Consider the following 19,766-nt stretch of genomic DNA (forward strand, 5'->3'; position numbering starts at 1 on the left):
TTGTTGGAGACTACAACGTTGATAGGCCAGGTGTGTAAGTGCTGCGAGGCATTGAGCTAACTGGTACTAATTGCCCGTGAGGCTTAACCATACAACACCCAAGTGGTTTTGTTCGGATTCAAATAAGATGAGCGCTTAAGTGTGTTTTGAGAAACTTTAAGATTTAGTCGATTACTAAGAAACTTTCCGAATTGTAAGAATTTGCTTGGCGACCTTAGCGCTGTGGACCCACCTGATTCCTTGCCGAACTCAGAAGTGAAACGCAGTAGCGCCGATGGTAGTGTGGGGTTTCCCCATGTGAGAGTAGGACATCGCCAGGCTCTAAATTTGTAATAAAGCCCGAACTTAGGTTCGGGCTTTTTTATTGCCTAAATTCTATTAATAGTAAGTAATTACTAACCTATAGGCTGCTGAATAGGTTAATAAAGGGCGTGCAGATCCCATAATAGAGTCCTACACTAGATCTTTACCTGTATTTCTATAATATGATGAATATCTATAGGGTGTAGCTCCAATTGGCAGAGCAGCGGATTCTCTGGATATTTGCGAGATGGCGCGTGTTGGGAGTTCGAATTTCAATCCATCAAAAATATTACAAATCAGCAGGGGTGTAGCTCCAATTGGCAGAGCAGCGGATTCCAAATCCGCGTGTTGGGAGTTCGAATCTCTCCACCCCTGCCATCTTAAGCAGGCTTGTATCTTTCGATACAAGCCTTTTTGCCATCTTGAATTTGAAAGGCAGAGCAGCGGATTCCCCTAATACCAAAACCAGCGCGTGTCGGAGTTCGAATCTCTCTGCCCCCTCGACTCAGGTCTAGATGGTATTTGCAGTTGCTCAGCGTTTTGTTTAGGTATACGATTGGTCTGTTAATGAATCATCGTGTTCATTACGGGTGATGGAGTTCCACCTTTAACCGCTCGTTGTTCTAACGAGATAATGACCCCTATCGTTGTAGGATAGATCCATCTACGGTAGTGGGGATTTCAATAGATTTCCTTCCCATATTTGTCTATTCTTTTTGTAACCATTTAATATGATAGATAATTATGTCGCATCCTCTTAAGTACAACTTCAAAAATGTTCGTCAAATCCTACGTTGGATTGTGTTAGTCATTCCCGTTGCGTTGCTTGTTGGTTCTTTTAATGCCTTCTTTTTGTGGGCAATGAGCACAGCGTTTGAGACTAGAGTAAACCACCCTTGGCTGATCTATCTTCTTCCCGTTGCTGGTTTAGTCATTGTTTATTGCTATCAAAACCTCGGTAAAAATTCGGGAGGTGGTAATAATCTTATCATGGATGAAATTAACGAAGCGGGGCAGGGAATACCGGTTCGAATGGGGCCGCTTGTCATGGTTACCACGGTTATGACTCATCTGTTTGGCGGTTCTGCGGGACGTGAGGGGACGGCAGTACAGATTGGTGGTGCTACGACAGAATGGTTATCGACTCTATTTAAGTTATCGGACTCTGACAGAAAAATCATGCTCACTGCGGGTATTGCGTCTGGTTTTGGTGCAGTATTTGGTACTCCACTCACCGGAGCGATCTTTGCTTTAGAGGTTCTATTTATTGGTCGGATTAAATTTAATGCAGTACTCCCTGCCCTTTTTGCCGCTGTCCTTGCTGATGTCGTTTGTAGTGCCTGGGGTGCACACCATACGCATTATGGCATCAACTTTGCCCAATCCGTTGAGATGTTCGATTCCATGGTTAAAGTCGATTTGGTGCTGTTGGGGAAGATATTATTAGCATCCATTGCCTTTGGTTTAGCCGGTTATCTTTTTGGTGAACTCACCCATGGCTTCAAGGATATTTTTACTGCTACGCTTAAAAACCCCTACCTGATAGTGGTCGTTGGCGGTGTTATTATCATTGCGGCTGTACAGCTTATTGGCAACCAAGATTATATTGGCTTAGGGGTTTACGCAGGTCGAGAGGGTGGGGTCAGTATTCTTAGTGCTTTCAATGTTGGTGGTGCTGAATGGTACAGTTGGTTACTTAAGTTAGTACTTACTGCTATTACATTAGCTGCTGGCTATAAAGGTGGAGAAGTTACACCACTGTTTTTTGTCGGGGCTACATTAGGAAACTCATTAGCTTGGCTTCTAGGGGCTCCGGTTGATCTATTTGCCGCGTTGGGTTTCCTTGCTGTGTTCGCTGCAGCAACCAATACTCCTTTCGCTTGTACTATTATGGGTGTTGAGCTATTTGGTGCTGATCACATTCTCTACTTCGCAATCGCCTGCTTTACCGCTTACTATTTCAGTGGTCATACAGGGATTTACTCATCGCAACGTGTTTCTGTAGCAAAAACGTTTACTCCTAATGGGCCAGAATACGTTCCTGATAAGATAGGTTTACTGCGAGAAGTGGATTCCTCTTATTTAAAGCGGTGGGCCAAGAAGCTTAATAAGTAACTGAGCAATAAGGGAGGATGATCTCCCTTTTTACTTCCTGACTATTATTTAACCTTGCTGTTACATCTTCTGTTCTTTATACTGCTTTCGAAACTTGTCGGAGTGCCTTAAGGCTGAGACCGTATTTTTACGGGATCCGTTGAACCTGATTCAGGATAATACCTGCGAAGGAAACAAGAGAAAACCACAGAGTTATTCTAATATCTGTATGTAAATTAATCATTTACACCTCTTGTAGCATCTATCCGTCAAGCATTTTCCAACTATTCTTATTAAAGGAAAAATGCTATGTCGAATCGCAAACAAGCGAGACTGGAAGCTAAGCAATTTATAGATTCACTATCAGTACAACCTTACCCAAACTCAAATAAAGCGTATATCGAAGGCAGTCGTCCTGATATTCGTGTGCCTATGCGTGAAATTTCTTTGGCTGACAGCTTAATTGGCGGCAGCAAAGAAAATCCTATCATGCAGCCTAATGAACCCATTCAAGTCTATGATACTTCAGGTGTTTATACAGATCCTGAGCATACTGTTGATCTTCATATGGGCTTGCCTAAAATGCGTGCCAATTGGGTTGTAGAGCGCGGTGATACTGAGGTATTGGCCAATGTAAGCTCTGTCTATACCAAAGAACGTTTGGAAGATGAGACTCTTGACGATCTCCGTTATGGAAACCTTCCAGAAATTCGTCGTGCAAAAGAGGGCCAATGTGTTACCCAACTCCATTATGCAAGAAAGGGTATCGTTACTCCGGAGATGGAGTACATTGCTATTCGAGAAAATATGGGACGTCATCAATACGCCGATGAGCAGCTAAATTTCCAACATCCAGGTCATAATTTTGGGGCTAATTTACCCAAAGAGATCACCCCTGAATTTGTTCGCCGTGAAGTCGCCGAAGGCCGAGCAATTATCCCATCAAATATTAATCATCCAGAATCTGAACCAATGATTATTGGTCGTAATTTCTTGGTTAAAGTTAATTCCAACATTGGTAACTCATCAGTCAGCTCTTCTATTGAAGAAGAAGTTGAGAAGCTGGTCTGGTCTACTCGTTGGGGTGGCGATACCGTTATGGATCTCTCTACAGGCCGTAATATTCATGAAACCCGCGAGTGGATCATGCGTAACAGCCCGGTACCTATTGGAACGGTACCTATGTATCAAGCACTAGAAAAAGTGAATGGTATTGCTGAGAACCTTAATTGGGAAGTGATGCGCGATACGTTAATCGAGCAAGCTGAGCAGGGGGTGGACTATTTCACTATCCATGCTGGTTTGTTGCTTCGCTACGTACCTATGACTGCGAAACGTGTTACAGGCATTGTATCTCGTGGCGGTTCAATCATCGCAAAATGGTGTTTAGCGCACCATCAAGAGAGTTTCCTATATTCCAATTTCCGTGAAATCTGTGAGATTTGTGCTAAATACGATGTCGCTTTATCGCTTGGAGATGGTCTGCGTCCCGGTTCAATTGCTGATGCGAATGATGAAGCGCAGTTTGCCGAGTTGAGAACCTTAGGAGAGTTGACAAAAATTGCTTGGGAATATGATGTACAGGTGATCATCGAAGGTCCAGGTCACGTACCAATGCACATGATCAAAGAGAACATGGATGAGCAGTTAGAGCACTGTCATGAAGCACCTTTTTACACTCTTGGTCCATTAACTACCGATATCGCTCCAGGTTATGATCACATTACCTCTGGTATTGGTGCCGCCATGATTGGTTGGTACGGCTGTGCCATGCTCTGTTATGTAACGCCAAAAGAGCATCTGGGTTTACCAAATAAAGACGACGTTAAAACCGGTCTAATCACTTATAAATTGTGTGCTCATGCGGCAGATTTAGCCAAAGGACATCCCGGCGCGCAAATACGTGATAATGCACTCTCTAAAGCACGTTTTGAGTTCCGATGGGAAGATCAGTTTAACCTAGGTTTAGACCCGGAAACTGCTCGTGCTTTTCACGATGAAACCTTGCCTCAAGAGTCTGGTAAAGTGGCTCATTTCTGTTCTATGTGTGGTCCTAAGTTCTGCTCTATGAAAATATCGCAAGAGGTTAGGGAGTATGCCAAAGATACGGAACAAGTTGCCGCAGATGGTTTAATTGAAGTACGTCTTCTTGATGACCCGTTAGAAGGAATGCGCCAAAAGTCAGAAGAGTTTAAAGCTAAAGGCTCTGAACTATACAAACTGGCAACGGCAGCGGAAATCGAGGATCAGTGATGAACGCTCTCTACTTATCCAGTGAGAACCACTCACTGTTAAGTCAGATAGAGCGCTTTATTGAAGCAGCAAAACAGAAGCAGTTGGATCAAGCTGTAGAGTTAGTTATTGACTCTACAGGGCCAACTGGCCTGTTAGTGAATGGATGTAAAAGTGTGATAACTTTTACTCCATTTGCGCTTATTAGTGATGCGGACTTACTCTCATCTACAATTAAGATTGCTGAAGCACCTTCTGACATGACTGTCGCCGATGCACAACGTTTGGTCCTTCTATATCCAAACCTAGTACTTGTAAATGTCCAGATCCCCGACGGATTCTTAGATGTTTGGCAATTTGACCAATTTCATCGAGCGCTGTTTTATCCGGATAGTACAAACAGAGAGCGTCACCACTCTCTACTATTAACCGCCTTGGTTTTTGATTTCCCACTAGAGGATGCACTCACGCTAGCACGGGCTAATGTTTCACGTGAAACATGGCCAACCGAACGTCATATGTTTCCAACTCCGATATTACCTGGTACTGAACTTGCCAAAAAAATTGGATGGCACTCTGAAGTTATCTTCCCTGAACATTTCGTTGCTATTGATAGTGAAAAACTTGGACTCTATCCCGTTGTTGATTCTGTTGAATGGATTGAAAAGTTACTCTCATTAGGAGTAACAACGTTGCAACTGAGAATTAAAAACCCTAATGAGCCGACACTTGAAGATCAAATCAAACGTAGTATTGAATTTGGTCGTCAGTTTGGCGCCCAGGTATTCATTAATGACTATTGGCAACTTGCGATTAAACATGACGCCTATGGTGTTCATTTAGGGCAGGAAGATATAGAAGTGGCAGACATGGTTGCAATAGCTAATTCTGGATTAAGGATTGGCCTATCTACTCATGGTTATTATGAGATTCTACGTATTTCTCAACTTAATCCTAGTTACATTGCTTTAGGCCATATTTTCCCGACTACGACTAAACAGATGCCTTCAAAACCTCAAGGGCTCAGTCGTTTGGCACTTTATCGTCAGTTGATAAAACAAGTACCAACGGTGGCTATTGGTGGAATAGATCTCAATCGGGCACCAGCTGTGTGGCAAACTGGTGTTTCGAGTTTAGCCGTCGTTCGTGCTGTGACTGAAGCTAATGATCCGAAGAAGGTGATAGATCAGTTTTCTTCGATCATGCATAAAACAGAACACCACTCAATGAGTGAGGGGGCATAATTGGAGACATTAACAGATTGCGAATTTGTTCAATATAGCCGCCAAATTATGCTGCCAGAAGTTGAAGAGTGTGGCCAATTGAAATTGAAATCATCATCAGTTTTGATTATTGGGATGGGGGGGTTAGGCTCAGCAGCTTCTAGTTATTTGGCTGCATCTGGCGTCGGAACAATAGTGATTGCTGATCATGACGAAGTCGATGTCTCTAATCTTCAGCGACAAACGATTTATCGATATGGTGACGTGAATAGTGAAAAGGTACTTGCAGCGAAGAAACAGCTTGAACAGATAAATGGAAATATCCGCATTCGGACGGTGAATAAGCAACTCTCTGGTGACCAATTATCATTAGAAGTGTCGCTTGCAGATGTTGTTTTGGATTGCACAGACAACTTAAAGAGTCGTTATGCCATCAATGAAGCGTGCATTTCTAATAAAAAAGTCCTTATTTCGGGTGCCGCAATTGGGTGGAAAGGCCAGTTAATGACCTTTGATTTCACAAAACAGATGAAAGGGTGTTATGGCTGTTTGTTCCCGAAAAGCAGTGAAGCAAGTGAATCTATTAACTGCTCTACGTACGGGATAATTGGGCCTGTAGTTGGAATCATCGGAAATATGCAGGCACTAGAGGCCATCAAAGTCATCTCAAATATCACACCATTACATCTTGGCAATTTTTATCAATTTGATGGGATTAGCAACCAGTGGATTACATTACAAATACAGCAGGACAGTGAATGTCCTACTTGTACCGATGAACACTGTGATAAGGAGTAACCAATGGAAGTATTGTTGAATAGTAAACGTATCACAATCAGCGAGTCGAATAGTCTATTAGAGGTTCTGGAAACATTAGCAATTCCATTACAGACGACAGCCGTTGCCGTTAATGCTACCGTCATTCCGAAAAGTGATTGGCAAAAAACAGTATTAAATACGGGTGACAAGATCGATATGTTTCAAGCTATCGCAGGGGGTTAATCATGTTAACAATCGCAAATAAATCTTTCGGTTCTCGTCTTTTTACTGGCACTGGTAAATACGCGAACGGACAAATTATGTCTGACTCAATATTAGCAACAGAGTCAGAATTGGTGACCATGGCGCTTAAACGTATTGATATGGACAATAGTGACGATGACATTATGGCACCACTGATCCATTCCGGTGTTAATTTGCTACCCAACACTTCTGGAGCGTCATCCGCTAAAGAGGCCATTTTTGCCGCGCAATTAGCTCGAGAAGCTCTGGGCACCAACTGGTTAAAACTTGAGATTCACCCTGACCCTAAGTATTTAATGCCAGACCCTATTGAGACACTAATTGCTGCCGAAGCACTGGTTAAGAAAGGGTTTGTCGTGCTGCCATATTGTCATGCAGACCCAGTGTTATGTAAAAGACTTGAAGAGGTGGGTTGCGCTGCAGTCATGCCACTTGGTGCTCCTATTGGTTCTAATAAAGGAGTCGTTTCACATGATTTCTTGCAGATAATTATCGACCAAGCTCGTGTTCCGGTCGTTGTGGACGCCGGAATTGGCTCACCGTCGCATGCGGCGTATGCAATGGAGCTAGGTGCGGATGCTGTGTTAGTTAATACGGCAATAGCAACGGCAATCGACCCGATTGCTATGGGTAAAGCCTTTAAAATGGCCGTAGAATCTGGTCGAATTGCTTACGAATCCGGTTTAGCAACAGTCAGTACTCAAGCGGTGGCCTCAAGTCCATTAACCGCCTTTCTTGATTAGCGGAGCAATATATGAGCTTTACTGATGTCTGGCAGCAGATGAACTGGGATGATATCCGATTATCGATTTACAGCAAAACGGCAAAGGACGTTGAGAGTGCACTATCGAAACATAGGCTAAATCTTGAGGATTTTAAATCCCTTATATCTCCTGCAGCTGAACCCTATCTTGAGAAAATGGCACAACGATCAGTAGAACTAACTAGAAAGCGGTTTGGTAATACTATTGCTTTCTATGTGCCACTCTATCTCTCTAATCTCTGCGCTAATGCTTGCACGTATTGCGGTTTCTCTATGGAGAATCGAATTAAGCGTAAAACGCTCAATAGTGAAGAGATATCATTAGAGCTTCAAGCAATTAAAAAGATGAAGTTCGATAATCTGTTATTGGTAACTGGAGAACATGAAACAAAAGTGGGGATGAATTACTTTCGAAAAGTTCTGCCACAAATTAAATCTAAATTTAGTTACCTATCTATGGAAGTTCAACCTCTTGACCAAGATGAGTATGCGGAGTTAAAAGAGTTAGGATTAGATGCGGTGATGGTTTACCAAGAGACTTATCACCCATCCACATACTCTGAGCATCACCTACGTGGCAAAAAAACAGATTTTGAATATCGATTAGAGACACCCGATCGGTTGGCTAAAGCGGGAATCGACAAAATTGGCATAGGGGCGTTAATTGGGTTAGAAGAGTGGCGTACTGACTGCTTCTATGTGGCCAAACACCTACAATATTTAGAACAGAACTACTGGAAGACTCGTTACTCCATCTCTTTTCCACGCCTACGTCCATGCGAAGGGGAGTTACAACCTAAATCAATGATGAGTGACAAACAGTTGGTTCAACTGATATGTGCTTATCGACTGTTTAACCCAGAGGTTGAGCTCTCGCTATCAACTCGTGAATCGGCAATATTTAGAGACAATGTGTTACCCCTAGGTGTTACAAGTATGTCCGCAGCCTCAAAAACTCAACCGGGTGGTTATGCAAATAATGAAACGGAATTGGAGCAGTTCTCTATTAGTGATGAGCGCAGCGCCGAAGCGGTTGCGGATGCTGTAAGGAGTAGGGGCTTTGAAGTCGTTTGGAAGGATTGGCATCAAGCCTATTCTGGATAATGTTTCACGTGAAACACTGTGTACAAAATAAAAAAACACGGCAAATTGCCGTGTTTTTTATATCAAGGAATAAACCTAGTCATAGCTAAGTTCAGAGGTAGTACTGCGTAGCCACTCAAGCTCATCTCCAGAAACTAGAGGACTTATATCGTCCCATACTTTTTGGTGGTAGCTATTAAGCCAAGCCAGTTCAGGTCGAGTTAACATGTTGGTATTGACCAGACGCTTATCAATCGATGTACGAGTTAATGACTCAAACCCTAATACACTAAAATCACCACCAGTTTCTACTTCCACCACCAGTTCGAGGTTCTCAATTCGGATTCCAAAAGCATCAGCACGGTAGTAGCCAGGCTCATTAGACAGGACCATACCAGGAAGGAGTGCAACGGTATTAACCTTCTTGCCAATACTTTGCGGACCTTCATGAACATTTAGGAAGTGACCTACGCCATGGCCGGTACTATGGTCGAAGTCAAACCCTTTAGCCCATAGGAACTGTCGAGCCAGCATATCTAACTGATGACCACAGGTACCTTTCGGGAACCTAGCAAGGGCTAAAGCGATATGACCTTTTAGTACCAGTGTAAACTGCTCTTTTAGCTCATCCGTTGGAGTGCCTACGGCAATAGTACGAGTAATATCAGTTGTGCCGTCAGGGTATTGGCCTCCAGAATCAACCAAGTAAAGATTGTTCATTTCAAGCTTTCCAGGAACTTGCTGATTGATGTGATTATAGTGACACATTGCCGCATTGGCAGCAGCTGCAGAGATGGTGTCAAAGCTGAGATCAGCAAGGGTATCGTCAAGTTGACGGAAAGAGAGCAACTTATCAGATAAAACGGCTTCATCGTGTAGACGACCAGCAGCGATTTCAGCATCTAACCAAGATAAGAACTTGGTCATCGCTACGCCATCGCGAATATGACACGCCTTCATACCAGCAATCTCAGTATCATTCTTCTGAGCTTTTATGATGTCACAAGGGTCCGAAGCTTCAATAATATGCGCATTGGCAGCGGTCAATACTTGGCTAGCCCAAGCGTTGCTGGTTGATGAGTCAACCAAAACAGACTGACCATTGAGTGCTTGCAAACAACGTTCTAGCGCACTAGGAGATTGAATGCGAACGTTACTGCCTACATGACTTTCGAACTCTGCTGGAAGGCGATCTGCATCCACGAAGAAGTCAACACTTGCATCAGAGTAGATGATGGCATGAGAGAGCATGACAGGAAGTCGAGGAATATCACTTCCACGAACATTCAATAACCAGCATACAGAATCAAGTTGAGTGAGTAAGGCGGCTTTTGCTGATTGGTCAGTTAACTGCTTAGCGATAATGGTGCGTTTATCACTGCTTGATTGACCAACGAAATCAATCCCCATGAGGCGCGCTGCATTGAGCTTAGGCGCGGGACGATCAGACCATAAAGTATCAATAGGGTTCTCAGCAATTGAGACAAGCTCAAGAGAGCCAGAGACAGTTTCAGAGGCTGTATTGAACCAAGAGTTGCTATGGAGGCGTGGATCAATCGCTACTTTGCTACCAGGAGCCAACGACTCTAAAAGCCAATTAACCGCAGGTTCGTTATGTAAGTGGCGGTATTCAAACTGCTCCGCAGGAACTTGCTTGGTGACCTGAACGGTATAACGACCATCAACAAACATGGCGGCTTTGTCCGCTGTAATAACAGCAACCCCTGCAGAGCCTGTAAAGCCAGTTGCCCAATGGAGACGCTCGTTATGCTCAGGAAGGTACTCACCTAAATACTCATCTTCATGGGGAATAAGCAACGCATCTAATTGATTATTAGCAAGCCATTGACGCAACTGCTCTACACGTTGGGAGATAACTTTTGACATCGATATATATCCTTTTTATCTGGAGGAAGACATAAAATAGATCTATTTGACAGTAAACTAACGGGTCAAACTACGGGATCGAATTTAATTAAAAAACAATTTATTGCAACGGGTGATTATGATGTTTCTTAGCCATAAATTAGCAGGGTCCTCTTGATTGTGCTCGTGCCAAAAAAGAGTGTACGCCATAGATGGTAGATCCGTAGGTAATTCTAAAACAACCATGTCCAACTGTTTAGCCATAACTTTCATAAAGTGACTTGGCGCAGTAAATATTAGATCACTGTGATTGGCTAAACTTGCAGCACTATTAAAATCAGGAACAATCACCGCAATATCGCGCTCTAGGTTCATATCTGCAAGTTTATAATCAAGTAACCAACGATCATTGCCCACACAGCGGACCTGAATATGCCGAAGGGAAAGGTAGGCATTAAGGTTCCATGGTTGATTAAGTATAGGGTGGTCTTTACGCACCAAGCAGACTTGGTGGTCGCGGTAGATCTCTTGACTGAAAATGTCTTTAGGTTGTTGCATCGTCAACTGTGCGTCGTTGGGATGAATATCTTTACCTGTAATGCCCAAATCAAATTCACCTGATTGCAGCTTAGAGAAGGTACTGTTGTCCCAAGCGTGGGTATCGAGCATGGAGTGAGGAGATTGGGTTAGGATATCAGAAAGAAAGGCCGGTAAAATTAAGGTATAGGTACTCTCAACCAGTGACATTTTAAAACGCCGAGTACTCAGACTTGGATCAAAGGTCACTGGGCGTGTAAAAGATTCCAACTCATGAAGGAGAGGCTGCAAGCGTAATTGGAGCTCTTTGGCGCGAGCGGTTGGGTTGAGGCCATAAGCAGTACGAGTAAACAGTGGATCATTAAACTGTTGACGCAGTTTGGCCAAATTCTTACTGACTGATGATTGACTAAGGTTAAGTCGCTTGGCCGCATAAGTGACATTGCACTCTTCCAGAAGTACTTGTAAACAGACAAGAAGGTTGAGATCAACACGTGCCAGTTTCTCAAAAAACATAAGATATTCCCTCTACGAAATTCTACCCTGAATATAAACCATTTCAGTTAATATCACTAACTGAATACACTAGAGCCAATTCCAATACTAGCCTCAAGGTAGACAGCAAACGTGCAGCAAACTCAATCAGCCACCGATAAAAAACTTATCTCACTTATGGTACTTTTAGTGCTATTTAGCCCTCTGGCTATCGATATCTATTTACCTGCACTACCACTTATTGCGTCAGAATTCCAAGTGAGCTCGACATTAACACAAGATACGATTACTTGGTTCATGTTTAGCATGGGCTTGGGTCAGTTACTTGCCGGCCCATTAGCCGATCGATATGGACGCCGTGTTATCGCACTCGCAGGCATTGTGATATACGGAACCAGCTCTGCATTAGCGTGGCAAGCAATGAGCATTGATATGCTGTTGTTGGCACGCCTATTACAAGGTTTTGGCGCGTGTGCCACTGCAGTAGCAGCATTTTCAGCGGTTAGAGATAGCTATAGTGCTGAAAGAAGTGGGCAGATGATCAGCTACCTTAATGGGGCGATCTGTTTTATTCCGGCACTGGCACCAATATTAGGCAGTTGGTTGACACACCATATGGGATGGAGAGCAAACTTCAGCTTTATGGCTGCTTTTGCGTTGGTAGGCCTGGTGCTTATCTATTTAGGCTTTAAAGAGACCCGCCCAAGTAATACCGATACATCAGGTCACTTAATCAGTCCGAGTCGCTATTTTTCTATCATAAAGAATCCTCAATTTCTCTTTCATGCTTCTTTATGTATGTTAGCAATGTCGGTTATTTTAGCGTATGTCACTACAGCCCCTGTTTTATTAATGGGGAAGCTTGGACTTAGCATGGAGGCGTTTACCAGTTGGTTTAGTGTTAATGCTGTGTTCAATATTGCAGCCTGTATGCTCGCTCCGAAACTGATGGAAAAATATGGAAGCCGTAAAGCACTCTATTTGGGCTTATATGCGACGGTATTTGCTGGAGGATTGATGCTTGCCTTTAGTCACATTAATGAAGCTTGGGCATTTATGGTACCGATTTTTGTCTCTTCAATTGGGTTTGCTTGTGTGTTGGGCTCAGCAGCAGGTAAAGCGTTAGCACCATTTTCAGATCGAGCGGGCACAGCGGCTGCATTATTAGGTTTATTTCAAATGAGTGGAGCAGGTTTAGTGGTATCTACTATGCAGAGGATGCACCTAGAGCCAAGTCACTACTTAACGCTACAAATGTGGCTATTACTGCCGGCTATTCTATTGCTGGGTTCGCAAGCTGGTAAGCGTTGGCATTCAGTGGGTGAATGCTAGGAAATCGGATGGAGTAGACTCCTTGATTAATGACGAAAAAACCATCATTTAGGTATCTGTTTCGGAAGTTCAGTAGTATATTGTGAGCTCAACAAATCCCCTTTAAGTAATGTAGAGCGCAAAAACTATGTCGATGTCTGTTATAGAGATGGCTCGTGTTTTAGAGCAGCTGGAAGAGTCTCCAGAGAAAATGATGTTTGGTAAAGTTTTAACTGAATTAGGTAACCTTAGTGAAGAGCGTATTCGCAGCGCAGCAAGACAAGTACCGTTAAAAAACTTGAAAGACTTTGTGTTTCAATTTCAACAAGTGATTGAAGAAAGAAAAGATGAACGAGTCAATGAACTTGCTGCTGAGATTGCCAATGAAGGATTTACCGCTGAAGAGTTACGTGCATATTTAGCGAAAAAATAGGGACGTTATCGTCCCTTTTATTTATGCCTCTGGCTGTGCAACTGCCTTTTTAAATTTAACCTGTTGAATGATCAATCCGCACACAATCAATGCTAAACCCGTTAATGTTGAGGGATGAATCTCTTCGCCAATAATTTGTGAAAGCAGCATCAGTGATATAAATGGAGAGACAAAAATTAGGTTACTGATCCTTGCAGTATTACTGGTCAATTTTAGTGCCGATAGCCATAAGACAAACGTGACACCCATTTCAAAGAAGCCGACATAACTCACCGCTAACCACCCTTCCCATGTAATACCATCCCATGGTTGGCTCTCATAAATATTGAGCATCACCGTCAGTGGTAAAGCGACCAAAAAGCCAAGTAGAAGACCTAGGATTGGGTCCGATTTGTTTTTAGCATTTAAGATCCAGTATGACGCCCATAGAAGGGTTGAAAGTAATGCCAGGCCAACACCGAGTGGGCTTTCAAACTGCAGAGCTAACAGGTTTCCCTTTGTCGCAATTACAATGACTCCAAAATAGCCTAATGTACAAGCCACCCAATCTTGCTTTCTAATCTTGTGCCCTAAAAAAACGGCAGCCATCAATGTTAAGGTTATGGCCCAGCTGTAGTTGAGAGGTTGAGCTTGAGAGGCCGGAAGTAGATCATACGATTTAAACAGAATCAAATAATAACCAAGAGGATTGATCAGTCCTAATAGAAGGAAAAACTTGGGTTTCGCAAAAAAGGTAGATTTAAGATGCTTAAGTTTCTTTTGGTAGCCAGCAATTATGATTAATGTGATTGATGAGACCATACTGGCAACCAATAACATTTGAATAGGGGTAAAATACTGCAGAGTGATTTTAAAAGCAGTAGCGACAGTAGACCAAAGTAATACAGCGGATAACGCAAAACCGATGGCACGACGTTCGTTCATAAGTGGCTCAATCTTTAGGTGTTGTGGCGAAAAGTATCATAGATTTCACGTGTTACCATGTAGCGTTACTGGTTATCCAACCAGTAACGTAGTAAGCTAACAAGATAAAATCCGGAGGCAAAATGTTAGCATGGATAACTGAACTTAGTAGCGAAATATTTATCAGTATAGCGATTATGATCGTACTTTCTCTAGCACACTCATTTTGGCTGAAACGTCGATATGAACAGCGTGTAAATGAGATGTTGCAATGTGGTATTGAGGCGTCAGCAATACTCAAAACTCAACTTGAGCAGAGCAACCATTTATTGGATCAGCGTGACAGTGATGTTGAAGCACTAGAACAAGAGAGAGACCGAAGAACCGAAGAGCTACGACAAATTCACGGCCACTTAATGGCAGCACAAGAAAAAAACAGTCAATACCAACAATTGCTCAAAGAGCGAGATTATTTGACCGAACGAGTGGAAGAGTCTCAACGGGCGACCTCAGAGTTAGAAGCAGATCTTAGAGAGCAAGATGCACGTCATCAGGCAGAGCTAATTTCGTCAAAAGAAAAAATTCAGTTATTAGAAAATGCTGAGCAGCGATTAAAAGATCAGTTTGAGGTACTCGCCAATAAACTGTTTGAGCAGAAATCAAAAACAGTAGATGAGCAAAATCGAGTCAGTTTAGATGCGTTGCTGTCACCGCTTAAGCAGCAGTTAGATGGCTTTAAGAAACAGGTTACTGATAGTTTTGGTTTTGAAGCCAAAGAGCGCCATACGCTTGTTCATGAAATACGTTCATTACAACAGCTCAATATCCAAATGAATAAAGAGGCGGTGAACTTAACCAACGCCCTTAAAGGTGACAATAAACAGCAGGGGAATTGGGGAGAGGTTGTACTCGCAAGGGTGCTGAAAGAGTCAGGACTCAGAGAGGGCCATGAGTATCAAACACAAGTCAGCTTAGAGAGTGAAAATGGCAAACGCTATCAGCCCGATGTGATTGTTCACTTACCTCAAGAGCAAGATGTTGTGGTCGATTCTAAAATGACACTGATCGCTTATGAGCGATATTTCCATGCAGAAACCAGTGAAGATAAAAGGCAAGCACTGCACGATCACCTCGCAGCAATGAGAGGGCATTTAAGGGGGTTAGGGCAAAAGGACTACCATAAGCTAAATGGCCTACGAAGCCTTGATTATGTGTTGATGTTTATTCCGATTGAGTCCGCTTTTCAGCTTGCGATAGAGTCAGACCCAAGCCTGGTGAATGATGCGATGGAACAAAATATTATTATCGTCAGCCCAACCACACTACTGGTAGCACTTCGTACGATCAATAATTTATGGCGTAATGATAGACAGAACAAAAACGCACAAGTCATCGCTGAACGAGCAAGTAAGCTGTACGACAAAATCCGTCTGTTTGTTGATGACATGGAAGCAATGGGTGGTGCTTTGGACAAAGCCACCAACAGTTATCAAGGGGCAATGAATAAGTTAGTGACAGGGCGAGGGAATATCATTCGTCAAACGGAAGGGTTTAAAGCTCTTGGTGTGGAAGTAAAGCGAGATATTGACCGTAAGGTGGTAGAGCGCGCTTTTGAACATGATAAGTTGCAAAACTTTGGTACAAACGAAGCTGATAAAGTAAACTAGCACATCTTCATATTAAGATAGCGTCATTTATCTCGACGGCCATTTTAATGAAAGCTTTTTGAGGAAAGAAAATGACGGACGCAATACAAAAAAAGACCCCAGACACAGATCAAGAGACGACTCACTTCGGTTTTACTACCGTAGCTAAAGAGGAAAAAGTGGCTAAAGTGGCTGAGGTATTCCATTCAGTTGCAGCAAAATACGACATCATGAACGATCTTATGTCAGGTGGTATTCACCGTGTTTGGAAGCGCTTTACTATTGATTGCAGTGGCGTTCGTCCGGGTCAACGTATACTGGATCTCGCTGGTGGCACGGGAGATTTAACCGCAAAGTTTTCAAGAATCGTCGGGGATAGCGGTCAGGTTATTTTAGCTGATATCAACAACTCCATGTTGAATGTGGGTCGTGATAAATTACGTGATATGGGTATTGTGGGCAACGTAAACTATGTCCAAGCCAATGCCGAGGCCCTGCCATTTCCCGATGACCATTTCGACTGCATTACTATCGCTTTTGGTTTACGTAATGTGACCGACAAAGATAAAGCACTACGCTCCATGTTTCGAGTATTGAAACCAGGTGGACGTCTGTTGGTTTTAGAGTTCTCAAAACCAATCCTAGAGCCACTCTCTAAAATTTACGATACCTACTCGTTCCATTTACTGCCGAAAATGGGGCAGATCATCGCTAATGATGCTGAAAGTTACCGTTACTTAGCTGAATCTATTCGAATGCACCCCGATCAAGAGACGTTGAAAGGGATGATGAATGATGCTGGTTTTGAACAGACAAATTACTACAATTTAACTGGCGGTATCGTTGCATTACACCGTGGTTATAAGTTCTGAGGATATATGCCTTTAGACCCTTTTGTTACAGGTATCGTTGAAACAGCGATCAATAAGCTCATTAAAGATGAACCTCAAGTTCAGCCGCTAATCGCGCGCTTGAAAGGTCAGGTGATTCATATTCATTTGAATGAGCTAAACAAAGACCTGATCTTTATATTCAGTCACCGGATTGATGTATTAGCTCACTATGAAGGAGAGCCTGACTGCTATTTAGGCTTAGATATTACGGCACTGCCAGAGCTTAGGGATCAAAATAACATCACTCGCTTAATCAAAGAGGATAAAATTGTCCTCGAAGGTGAGTTGAAATTAGCACAACAATTCTCAATGCTATTGGCGGAGCTGAAGCCTGATATTGCTGAGCAGCTATCAAGATATACGGGTGATATTGTGGCTCATACTGTGGTCCGAGAGGCGAAAAGAGGTACGACATGGCTGAAAAATGCAACTCAACGTAGTAGCAATCAGCTTGCAGAAGCATTGACGGAAGAGTGGAGAGTCGCACCGCCAGCATTAGAGATTGCTCATTTTTGTGATCAAGTGAGTGAGCTTGAACAGCAGTTTTCTCAATTAGAAAAGCGTTTACACCAACTGAGCAAGCAGGATGCAACAAAAACCAAAGGATCAAATCATTGATGACCCCTTCTGAGTTAAGACGCCTATACCAAATAACAAAAATTCAGCTGGAGTATGGCTTGGATGAGATGTTGCCAGAGCATCATGTGCTATCCAAGTTACCGAAAAGATTACGTAAAACGCTGTTTTGGATTAAAAATCGCCACCCTGACAAACCATTAGGGGAGCGATTAAGGTTGGCGCTGCAAACGTTAGGTCCGGTATGGATTAAGTTTGGTCAGATGATGTCAACTCGACGTGACCTCTTTCCACAACACCTTGCTGATCAATTGGCTCTGCTACAAGACCAAGTTGAAGCGTTTGATGGTCAATTAGCCAAAGATCAGATAGAGCAAGCATTAGGTGGACCTCTTGAAAACTGGTTTACTGATTTTGATATTGAGCCACTCGCTTCTGCATCTATTGCACAGGTTCATACCGCAAAATTAAAAGAGAACGGTCGTGAAATTGTTCTTAAGGTCATTCGTCCTGATATTGTTCCAGTGATTGAAGCAGATATTCGCCTAATGTATCGAATGGCCAATTTGGTGCAAAAATGGATACCAGAATCAAAGCGTCTAAAGCCCGTTGAGGTGGTTCGTGAATATGAGAAAACCCTCATCGATGAGCTCAATTTACAGCGTGAAGCTGCGAATGCCATTAAGTTAAGACGAAATTTTGAAGGCAGCGAAGAGCTCTATATCCCAGAAGTGATTACTGACTTATCCAGTGAGTCATTAATGGTCTCTGAACGTATCTACGGTACACAGGTTTCAGATATTGAGACGTTAGAGGCAAATGGTACCAATATGAAGCTGCTGGCTGAACGCGGCGTGTCGGTCTTTTTTACCCAAGTGTTCAGAGACAGCTTCTTCCACGCTGATATGCACCCAGGGAATGTATTCGTTTGCCCGAAAAACCCTGAAAATCCACAGTGGATAGGCCTAGATTGCGGCATTGTTGGCACATTAAATAAAGAAGATAAACGTTACTTAGCTGGGAATTTTTTAGCTTTCTTTAAGCGAGATTATCGAAAAGTGGCTGAATTACATATTGATTCTGGCTGGGTTCCACACGATACCAATGTGGAAGAGTTTGAGTTTGCGATTCGTTTAGTGTGTGAGCCCATCTTTGCCAAACCTCTGTGCGAAATTTCATTTGGACATGTTTTGATGAACCTGTTCAATACCGCGCGTCGATTCAATATGGAAGTGCAGCCGCAGTTGGTTTTATTACAAAAAACTCTGCTGTATGTAGAAGGGTTAGGGCGTCAACTCTATCCGCAGCTTGATCTGTGGGAAACGGCGATGCCCTTCTTAGAAGATTGGATGGCTAAACAGATTGGTCCTCAAGCGCTTTTTGATGAGATGAAACACAGAGCGCCAATTTGGGCTGAAAAATTGCCTGAAATACCTGAATTAATTTACGACAGTTTGCGCCAAGGCAAGGTCTTGAACCAAAGAATGGATAAACTGTACTTAGGTTACAGAGAGAGTAAGCGTCAACAATCAACAGGACAGCTGCTATTTGGCATAGGAGCGACCTTAATTGTTAGCTCCGCAGTACTCCTTAATGGTTATTATGAGGTGCTGTCAGCGACTTGTGCTGCAACTGGAACCTTGTTTTGGTTATTTAGCTGGCGAGCTTACCGCAATTAAGCGATAGTATGCGCAGTGAAGACACATTTATTTATTAGATAATATTGAGGTAAATCGAACATGGGTGGTATTAGTATTTGGCAGCTTCTGATCATTGCTGTAATTGTTGTATTGCTTTTTGGCACAAAAAAATTACGTGGAATTGGCGGCGATTTAGGTTCGGCTGTGAAAGGATTTAAAAAAGCCATCAACGATGATGAAGTAAAGCCTAAGAAAGAAGAGGCCGATGCTGATTTTGAAGCTAAGAACCTAGAGCAAACAGAGAGCACTGACTCGGTTCAGAAGTCTCAAAAAGACAAAGAGCAGGCATAATTCGTGTTTGATATCGGTTTTTGGGAACTGGTACTGATCTCTGTCGTTGGTTTAGTTGTATTGGGACCAGAGCGTCTTCCTGTGGCTATTCGTTCTGTGATGCGCTTTGTTAATAGCGCTAAAAGCATGGCGAACAGTGTGAAAGATGAGCTGTCTCAAGAGCTGAAGATTCAAGAGCTGCAAGAGAACTTGAAAAAAGCGGAACAGATGAACATGCAAGACCTTGCCCCAGACTTGCAAAAATCGGTAGAGGAGCTAAAACAAGCTGCTCTAGACGTACATCGTCCTTATGCCGTTAGTGAGCCAGAGCAACCTTCAACGTCATCTGAGGCGCCGGTTACCGACAGTGATAGCAGTAAACCAGGCAGTGCCCAATCAAATAAAGCAGAGTAAC

At 43.0% G+C, this 19,766-nt stretch carries 18 protein-coding genes, 1 tRNA gene, 2 rRNA genes and 2 riboswitches; of the genes, 18 read left to right on the plus strand and 3 right to left on the minus strand.

All coding sequences use genetic code 11. The features are described from left to right. The 10 genes from L4C32_RS08750 to thiH all read left to right on the plus strand — a co-directional run. Positions 1 to 91: ribosomal RNA gene (locus L4C32_RS08750) — 23S ribosomal RNA — on the plus strand; the annotation flags it as partial. Positions 92 to 204: 113 nt separating this feature from the next. Beyond that, positions 205 to 320: ribosomal RNA gene (gene rrf / locus L4C32_RS08755) — 5S ribosomal RNA — on the plus strand. A 284-nt stretch (positions 321 to 604) separates the two neighbouring features. Then, positions 605 to 681: transfer RNA gene (locus L4C32_RS08760), tRNA-Trp, on the plus strand. 202 nt (positions 682 to 883) lie between these two features. Then, positions 884 to 954: riboswitch (Fluoride riboswitch) on the plus strand. A 93-nt stretch (positions 955 to 1,047) separates the two neighbouring features. Continuing rightward, positions 1,048 to 2,418, plus strand: coding sequence for a voltage-gated chloride channel family protein (locus L4C32_RS08765; protein ID WP_428196492.1), 1,371 nt, complete (start codon positions 1,048 to 1,050; stop codon positions 2,416 to 2,418). Positions 2,419 to 2,506: 88 nt separating this feature from the next. Continuing rightward, a riboswitch (TPP riboswitch) is annotated at positions 2,507 to 2,608 on the plus strand. Positions 2,609 to 2,706: 98 nt separating this feature from the next. Then, positions 2,707 to 4,650: a phosphomethylpyrimidine synthase ThiC gene (gene thiC, locus L4C32_RS08770; protein WP_428196493.1), complete on the plus strand. Its 1,944-nt coding sequence runs from the start codon at positions 2,707 to 2,709 to the stop codon at positions 4,648 to 4,650. Further along, positions 4,650 to 5,873, plus strand: a complete 1,224-nt coding sequence (gene thiE, locus L4C32_RS08775) for a thiamine phosphate synthase (protein WP_428196494.1) — start codon at positions 4,650 to 4,652, stop codon at positions 5,871 to 5,873. Before thiC ends, thiE begins: the two co-directional genes overlap by 1 nt. Beyond that, positions 5,874 to 6,650, plus strand: coding sequence for a HesA/MoeB/ThiF family protein (locus L4C32_RS08780; RefSeq protein ID WP_428196495.1), 777 nt, complete (start codon positions 5,874 to 5,876; stop codon positions 6,648 to 6,650). 3 nt (positions 6,651 to 6,653) lie between these two features. Beyond that, positions 6,654 to 6,854: a sulfur carrier protein ThiS gene (gene thiS, locus L4C32_RS08785; protein WP_428196496.1), complete on the plus strand. Its 201-nt coding sequence runs from the start codon at positions 6,654 to 6,656 to the stop codon at positions 6,852 to 6,854. A 2-nt stretch (positions 6,855 to 6,856) separates the two neighbouring features. After that, positions 6,857 to 7,618, plus strand: coding sequence for a thiazole synthase (locus L4C32_RS08790; protein WP_428196497.1), 762 nt, complete (start codon positions 6,857 to 6,859; stop codon positions 7,616 to 7,618). A gap of 11 nt (positions 7,619 to 7,629) precedes the next feature. Continuing rightward, on the plus strand, positions 7,630 to 8,742 hold the full coding sequence (gene thiH / locus L4C32_RS08795; protein ID WP_428196498.1) for a 2-iminoacetate synthase ThiH: 1,113 nt from the start codon (positions 7,630 to 7,632) through the stop codon (positions 8,740 to 8,742). A gap of 75 nt (positions 8,743 to 8,817) precedes the next feature. Here the strand turns inward: thiH and L4C32_RS08800 are convergent, their stop codons facing one another. Continuing rightward, positions 8,818 to 10,608, minus strand: a complete 1,791-nt coding sequence (locus L4C32_RS08800; protein WP_428196499.1) for an aminopeptidase P family protein — start codon at positions 10,606 to 10,608, stop codon at positions 8,818 to 8,820. A gap of 84 nt (positions 10,609 to 10,692) precedes the next feature. Beyond that, the gene (locus L4C32_RS08805; protein WP_428196500.1) at positions 10,693 to 11,640 is read right to left on the minus strand and encodes a LysR family transcriptional regulator; all 948 of its coding nucleotides are present in this window, start codon (positions 11,638 to 11,640) and stop codon (positions 10,693 to 10,695) included. Positions 11,641 to 11,751: 111 nt separating this feature from the next. Here L4C32_RS08805 and L4C32_RS08810 point away from each other — a divergent pair, with 111 nt between their 5' ends. Together L4C32_RS08810 and tsrA are read left to right on the plus strand one after the other, a co-directional pair. Then, on the plus strand, positions 11,752 to 12,951 hold the full coding sequence (locus L4C32_RS08810) for a multidrug effflux MFS transporter (RefSeq protein WP_428196501.1): 1,200 nt from the start codon (positions 11,752 to 11,754) through the stop codon (positions 12,949 to 12,951). 127 nt (positions 12,952 to 13,078) lie between these two features. Next, the gene (gene tsrA / locus L4C32_RS08815; RefSeq protein WP_428196502.1) at positions 13,079 to 13,363 is read left to right on the plus strand and encodes an H-NS-like global regulator TsrA; all 285 of its coding nucleotides are present in this window, start codon (positions 13,079 to 13,081) and stop codon (positions 13,361 to 13,363) included. Positions 13,364 to 13,384: 21 nt separating this feature from the next. On the opposite strand, the gene L4C32_RS08820 is transcribed toward tsrA, so the two are convergent. Continuing rightward, entirely contained in the window at positions 13,385 to 14,287 is a 903-nt protein-coding gene (locus tag L4C32_RS08820; RefSeq protein ID WP_428196503.1) for a DMT family transporter, read from the minus strand. A 122-nt stretch (positions 14,288 to 14,409) separates the two neighbouring features. On the opposite strand from L4C32_RS08820, the gene rmuC reads away from it, so the two are divergent. The 6 genes from rmuC to tatB all read left to right on the plus strand — a co-directional run bounded on the left by rmuC (position 14,410) and on the right by tatB (position 19,765). Continuing rightward, positions 14,410 to 15,933, plus strand: a complete 1,524-nt coding sequence (rmuC, locus tag L4C32_RS08825) for a DNA recombination protein RmuC (RefSeq protein ID WP_428196504.1) — start codon at positions 14,410 to 14,412, stop codon at positions 15,931 to 15,933. 71 nt (positions 15,934 to 16,004) lie between these two features. Then, positions 16,005 to 16,784 carry a bifunctional demethylmenaquinone methyltransferase/2-methoxy-6-polyprenyl-1,4-benzoquinol methylase UbiE gene (gene ubiE / locus L4C32_RS08830; protein ID WP_428196505.1) on the plus strand — a complete coding sequence of 260 codons (780 nt, stop codon included), beginning with the start codon at positions 16,005 to 16,007 and terminating at the stop codon, positions 16,782 to 16,784. 6 nt (positions 16,785 to 16,790) lie between these two features. Further along, complete coding sequence (locus L4C32_RS08835; protein WP_428196506.1) at positions 16,791 to 17,423, plus strand: ubiquinone biosynthesis accessory factor UbiJ; 633 nt, start codon at positions 16,791 to 16,793, stop codon at positions 17,421 to 17,423. Beyond that, positions 17,423 to 19,060 (plus strand): ubiquinone biosynthesis regulatory protein kinase UbiB, encoded by a 1,638-nt coding sequence (ubiB, locus tag L4C32_RS08840; RefSeq protein ID WP_428196540.1) that lies wholly within the window; start codon positions 17,423 to 17,425, stop codon positions 19,058 to 19,060. Before L4C32_RS08835 ends, ubiB begins: the two co-directional genes overlap by 1 nt. A gap of 60 nt (positions 19,061 to 19,120) precedes the next feature. Next, on the plus strand, positions 19,121 to 19,372 hold the full coding sequence (gene tatA, locus L4C32_RS08845) for a Sec-independent protein translocase subunit TatA (protein WP_428196507.1): 252 nt from the start codon (positions 19,121 to 19,123) through the stop codon (positions 19,370 to 19,372). A gap of 3 nt (positions 19,373 to 19,375) precedes the next feature. Next, positions 19,376 to 19,765 carry a Sec-independent protein translocase protein TatB gene (gene tatB / locus L4C32_RS08850; RefSeq protein WP_428196508.1) on the plus strand — a complete coding sequence of 130 codons (390 nt, stop codon included), beginning with the start codon at positions 19,376 to 19,378 and terminating at the stop codon, positions 19,763 to 19,765. Position 19,766 lies beyond the last annotated feature (1 nt).

Origin of the sequence: Aliivibrio kagoshimensis (assembly GCF_050337105.1) — a bacterium.
In the GTDB taxonomy this organism is placed as follows: domain Bacteria; phylum Pseudomonadota; class Gammaproteobacteria; order Enterobacterales; family Vibrionaceae; genus Aliivibrio_A; species Aliivibrio_A kagoshimensis.

What these genes read in the sequence shown, in the direction of transcription:
- thiC (WP_428196493.1), top strand. Translation starts at nt 2,707, where the DNA reads ATGTCGAATCGCAAACAAGCGAGACTGGAAGCTAAGCAATTTATAGAT.
- ubiE (WP_428196505.1), top strand. Translation starts at nt 16,005, where the DNA reads ATGACGGACGCAATACAAAAAAAGACCCCAGACACAGATCAAGAGACG.
- L4C32_RS08835 (WP_428196506.1), top strand. Translation starts at nt 16,791, where the DNA reads ATGCCTTTAGACCCTTTTGTTACAGGTATCGTTGAAACAGCGATCAAT.
- L4C32_RS08800 (WP_428196499.1), bottom strand. Translation starts at nt 10,608, where the DNA reads ATGTCAAAAGTTATCTCCCAACGTGTAGAGCAGTTGCGTCAATGGCTT.
- L4C32_RS08805 (WP_428196500.1), bottom strand. Translation starts at nt 11,640, where the DNA reads ATGTTTTTTGAGAAACTGGCACGTGTTGATCTCAACCTTCTTGTCTGT.
- L4C32_RS08820 (WP_428196503.1), bottom strand. Translation starts at nt 14,287, where the DNA reads ATGAACGAACGTCGTGCCATCGGTTTTGCGTTATCCGCTGTATTACTT.
- thiH (WP_428196498.1), top strand. Translation starts at nt 7,630, where the DNA reads ATGAGCTTTACTGATGTCTGGCAGCAGATGAACTGGGATGATATCCGA.
- L4C32_RS08765 (WP_428196492.1), top strand. Translation starts at nt 1,048, where the DNA reads ATGTCGCATCCTCTTAAGTACAACTTCAAAAATGTTCGTCAAATCCTA.
- tsrA (WP_428196502.1), top strand. Translation starts at nt 13,079, where the DNA reads ATGTCGATGTCTGTTATAGAGATGGCTCGTGTTTTAGAGCAGCTGGAA.
- ubiB (WP_428196540.1), top strand. Translation starts at nt 17,423, where the DNA reads ATGACCCCTTCTGAGTTAAGACGCCTATACCAAATAACAAAAATTCAG.
- rmuC (WP_428196504.1), top strand. Translation starts at nt 14,410, where the DNA reads ATGTTAGCATGGATAACTGAACTTAGTAGCGAAATATTTATCAGTATA.
- tatA (WP_428196507.1), top strand. Translation starts at nt 19,121, where the DNA reads ATGGGTGGTATTAGTATTTGGCAGCTTCTGATCATTGCTGTAATTGTT.
- L4C32_RS08790 (WP_428196497.1), top strand. Translation starts at nt 6,857, where the DNA reads ATGTTAACAATCGCAAATAAATCTTTCGGTTCTCGTCTTTTTACTGGC.
- thiE (WP_428196494.1), top strand. Translation starts at nt 4,650, where the DNA reads ATGAACGCTCTCTACTTATCCAGTGAGAACCACTCACTGTTAAGTCAG.
- thiS (WP_428196496.1), top strand. Translation starts at nt 6,654, where the DNA reads ATGGAAGTATTGTTGAATAGTAAACGTATCACAATCAGCGAGTCGAAT.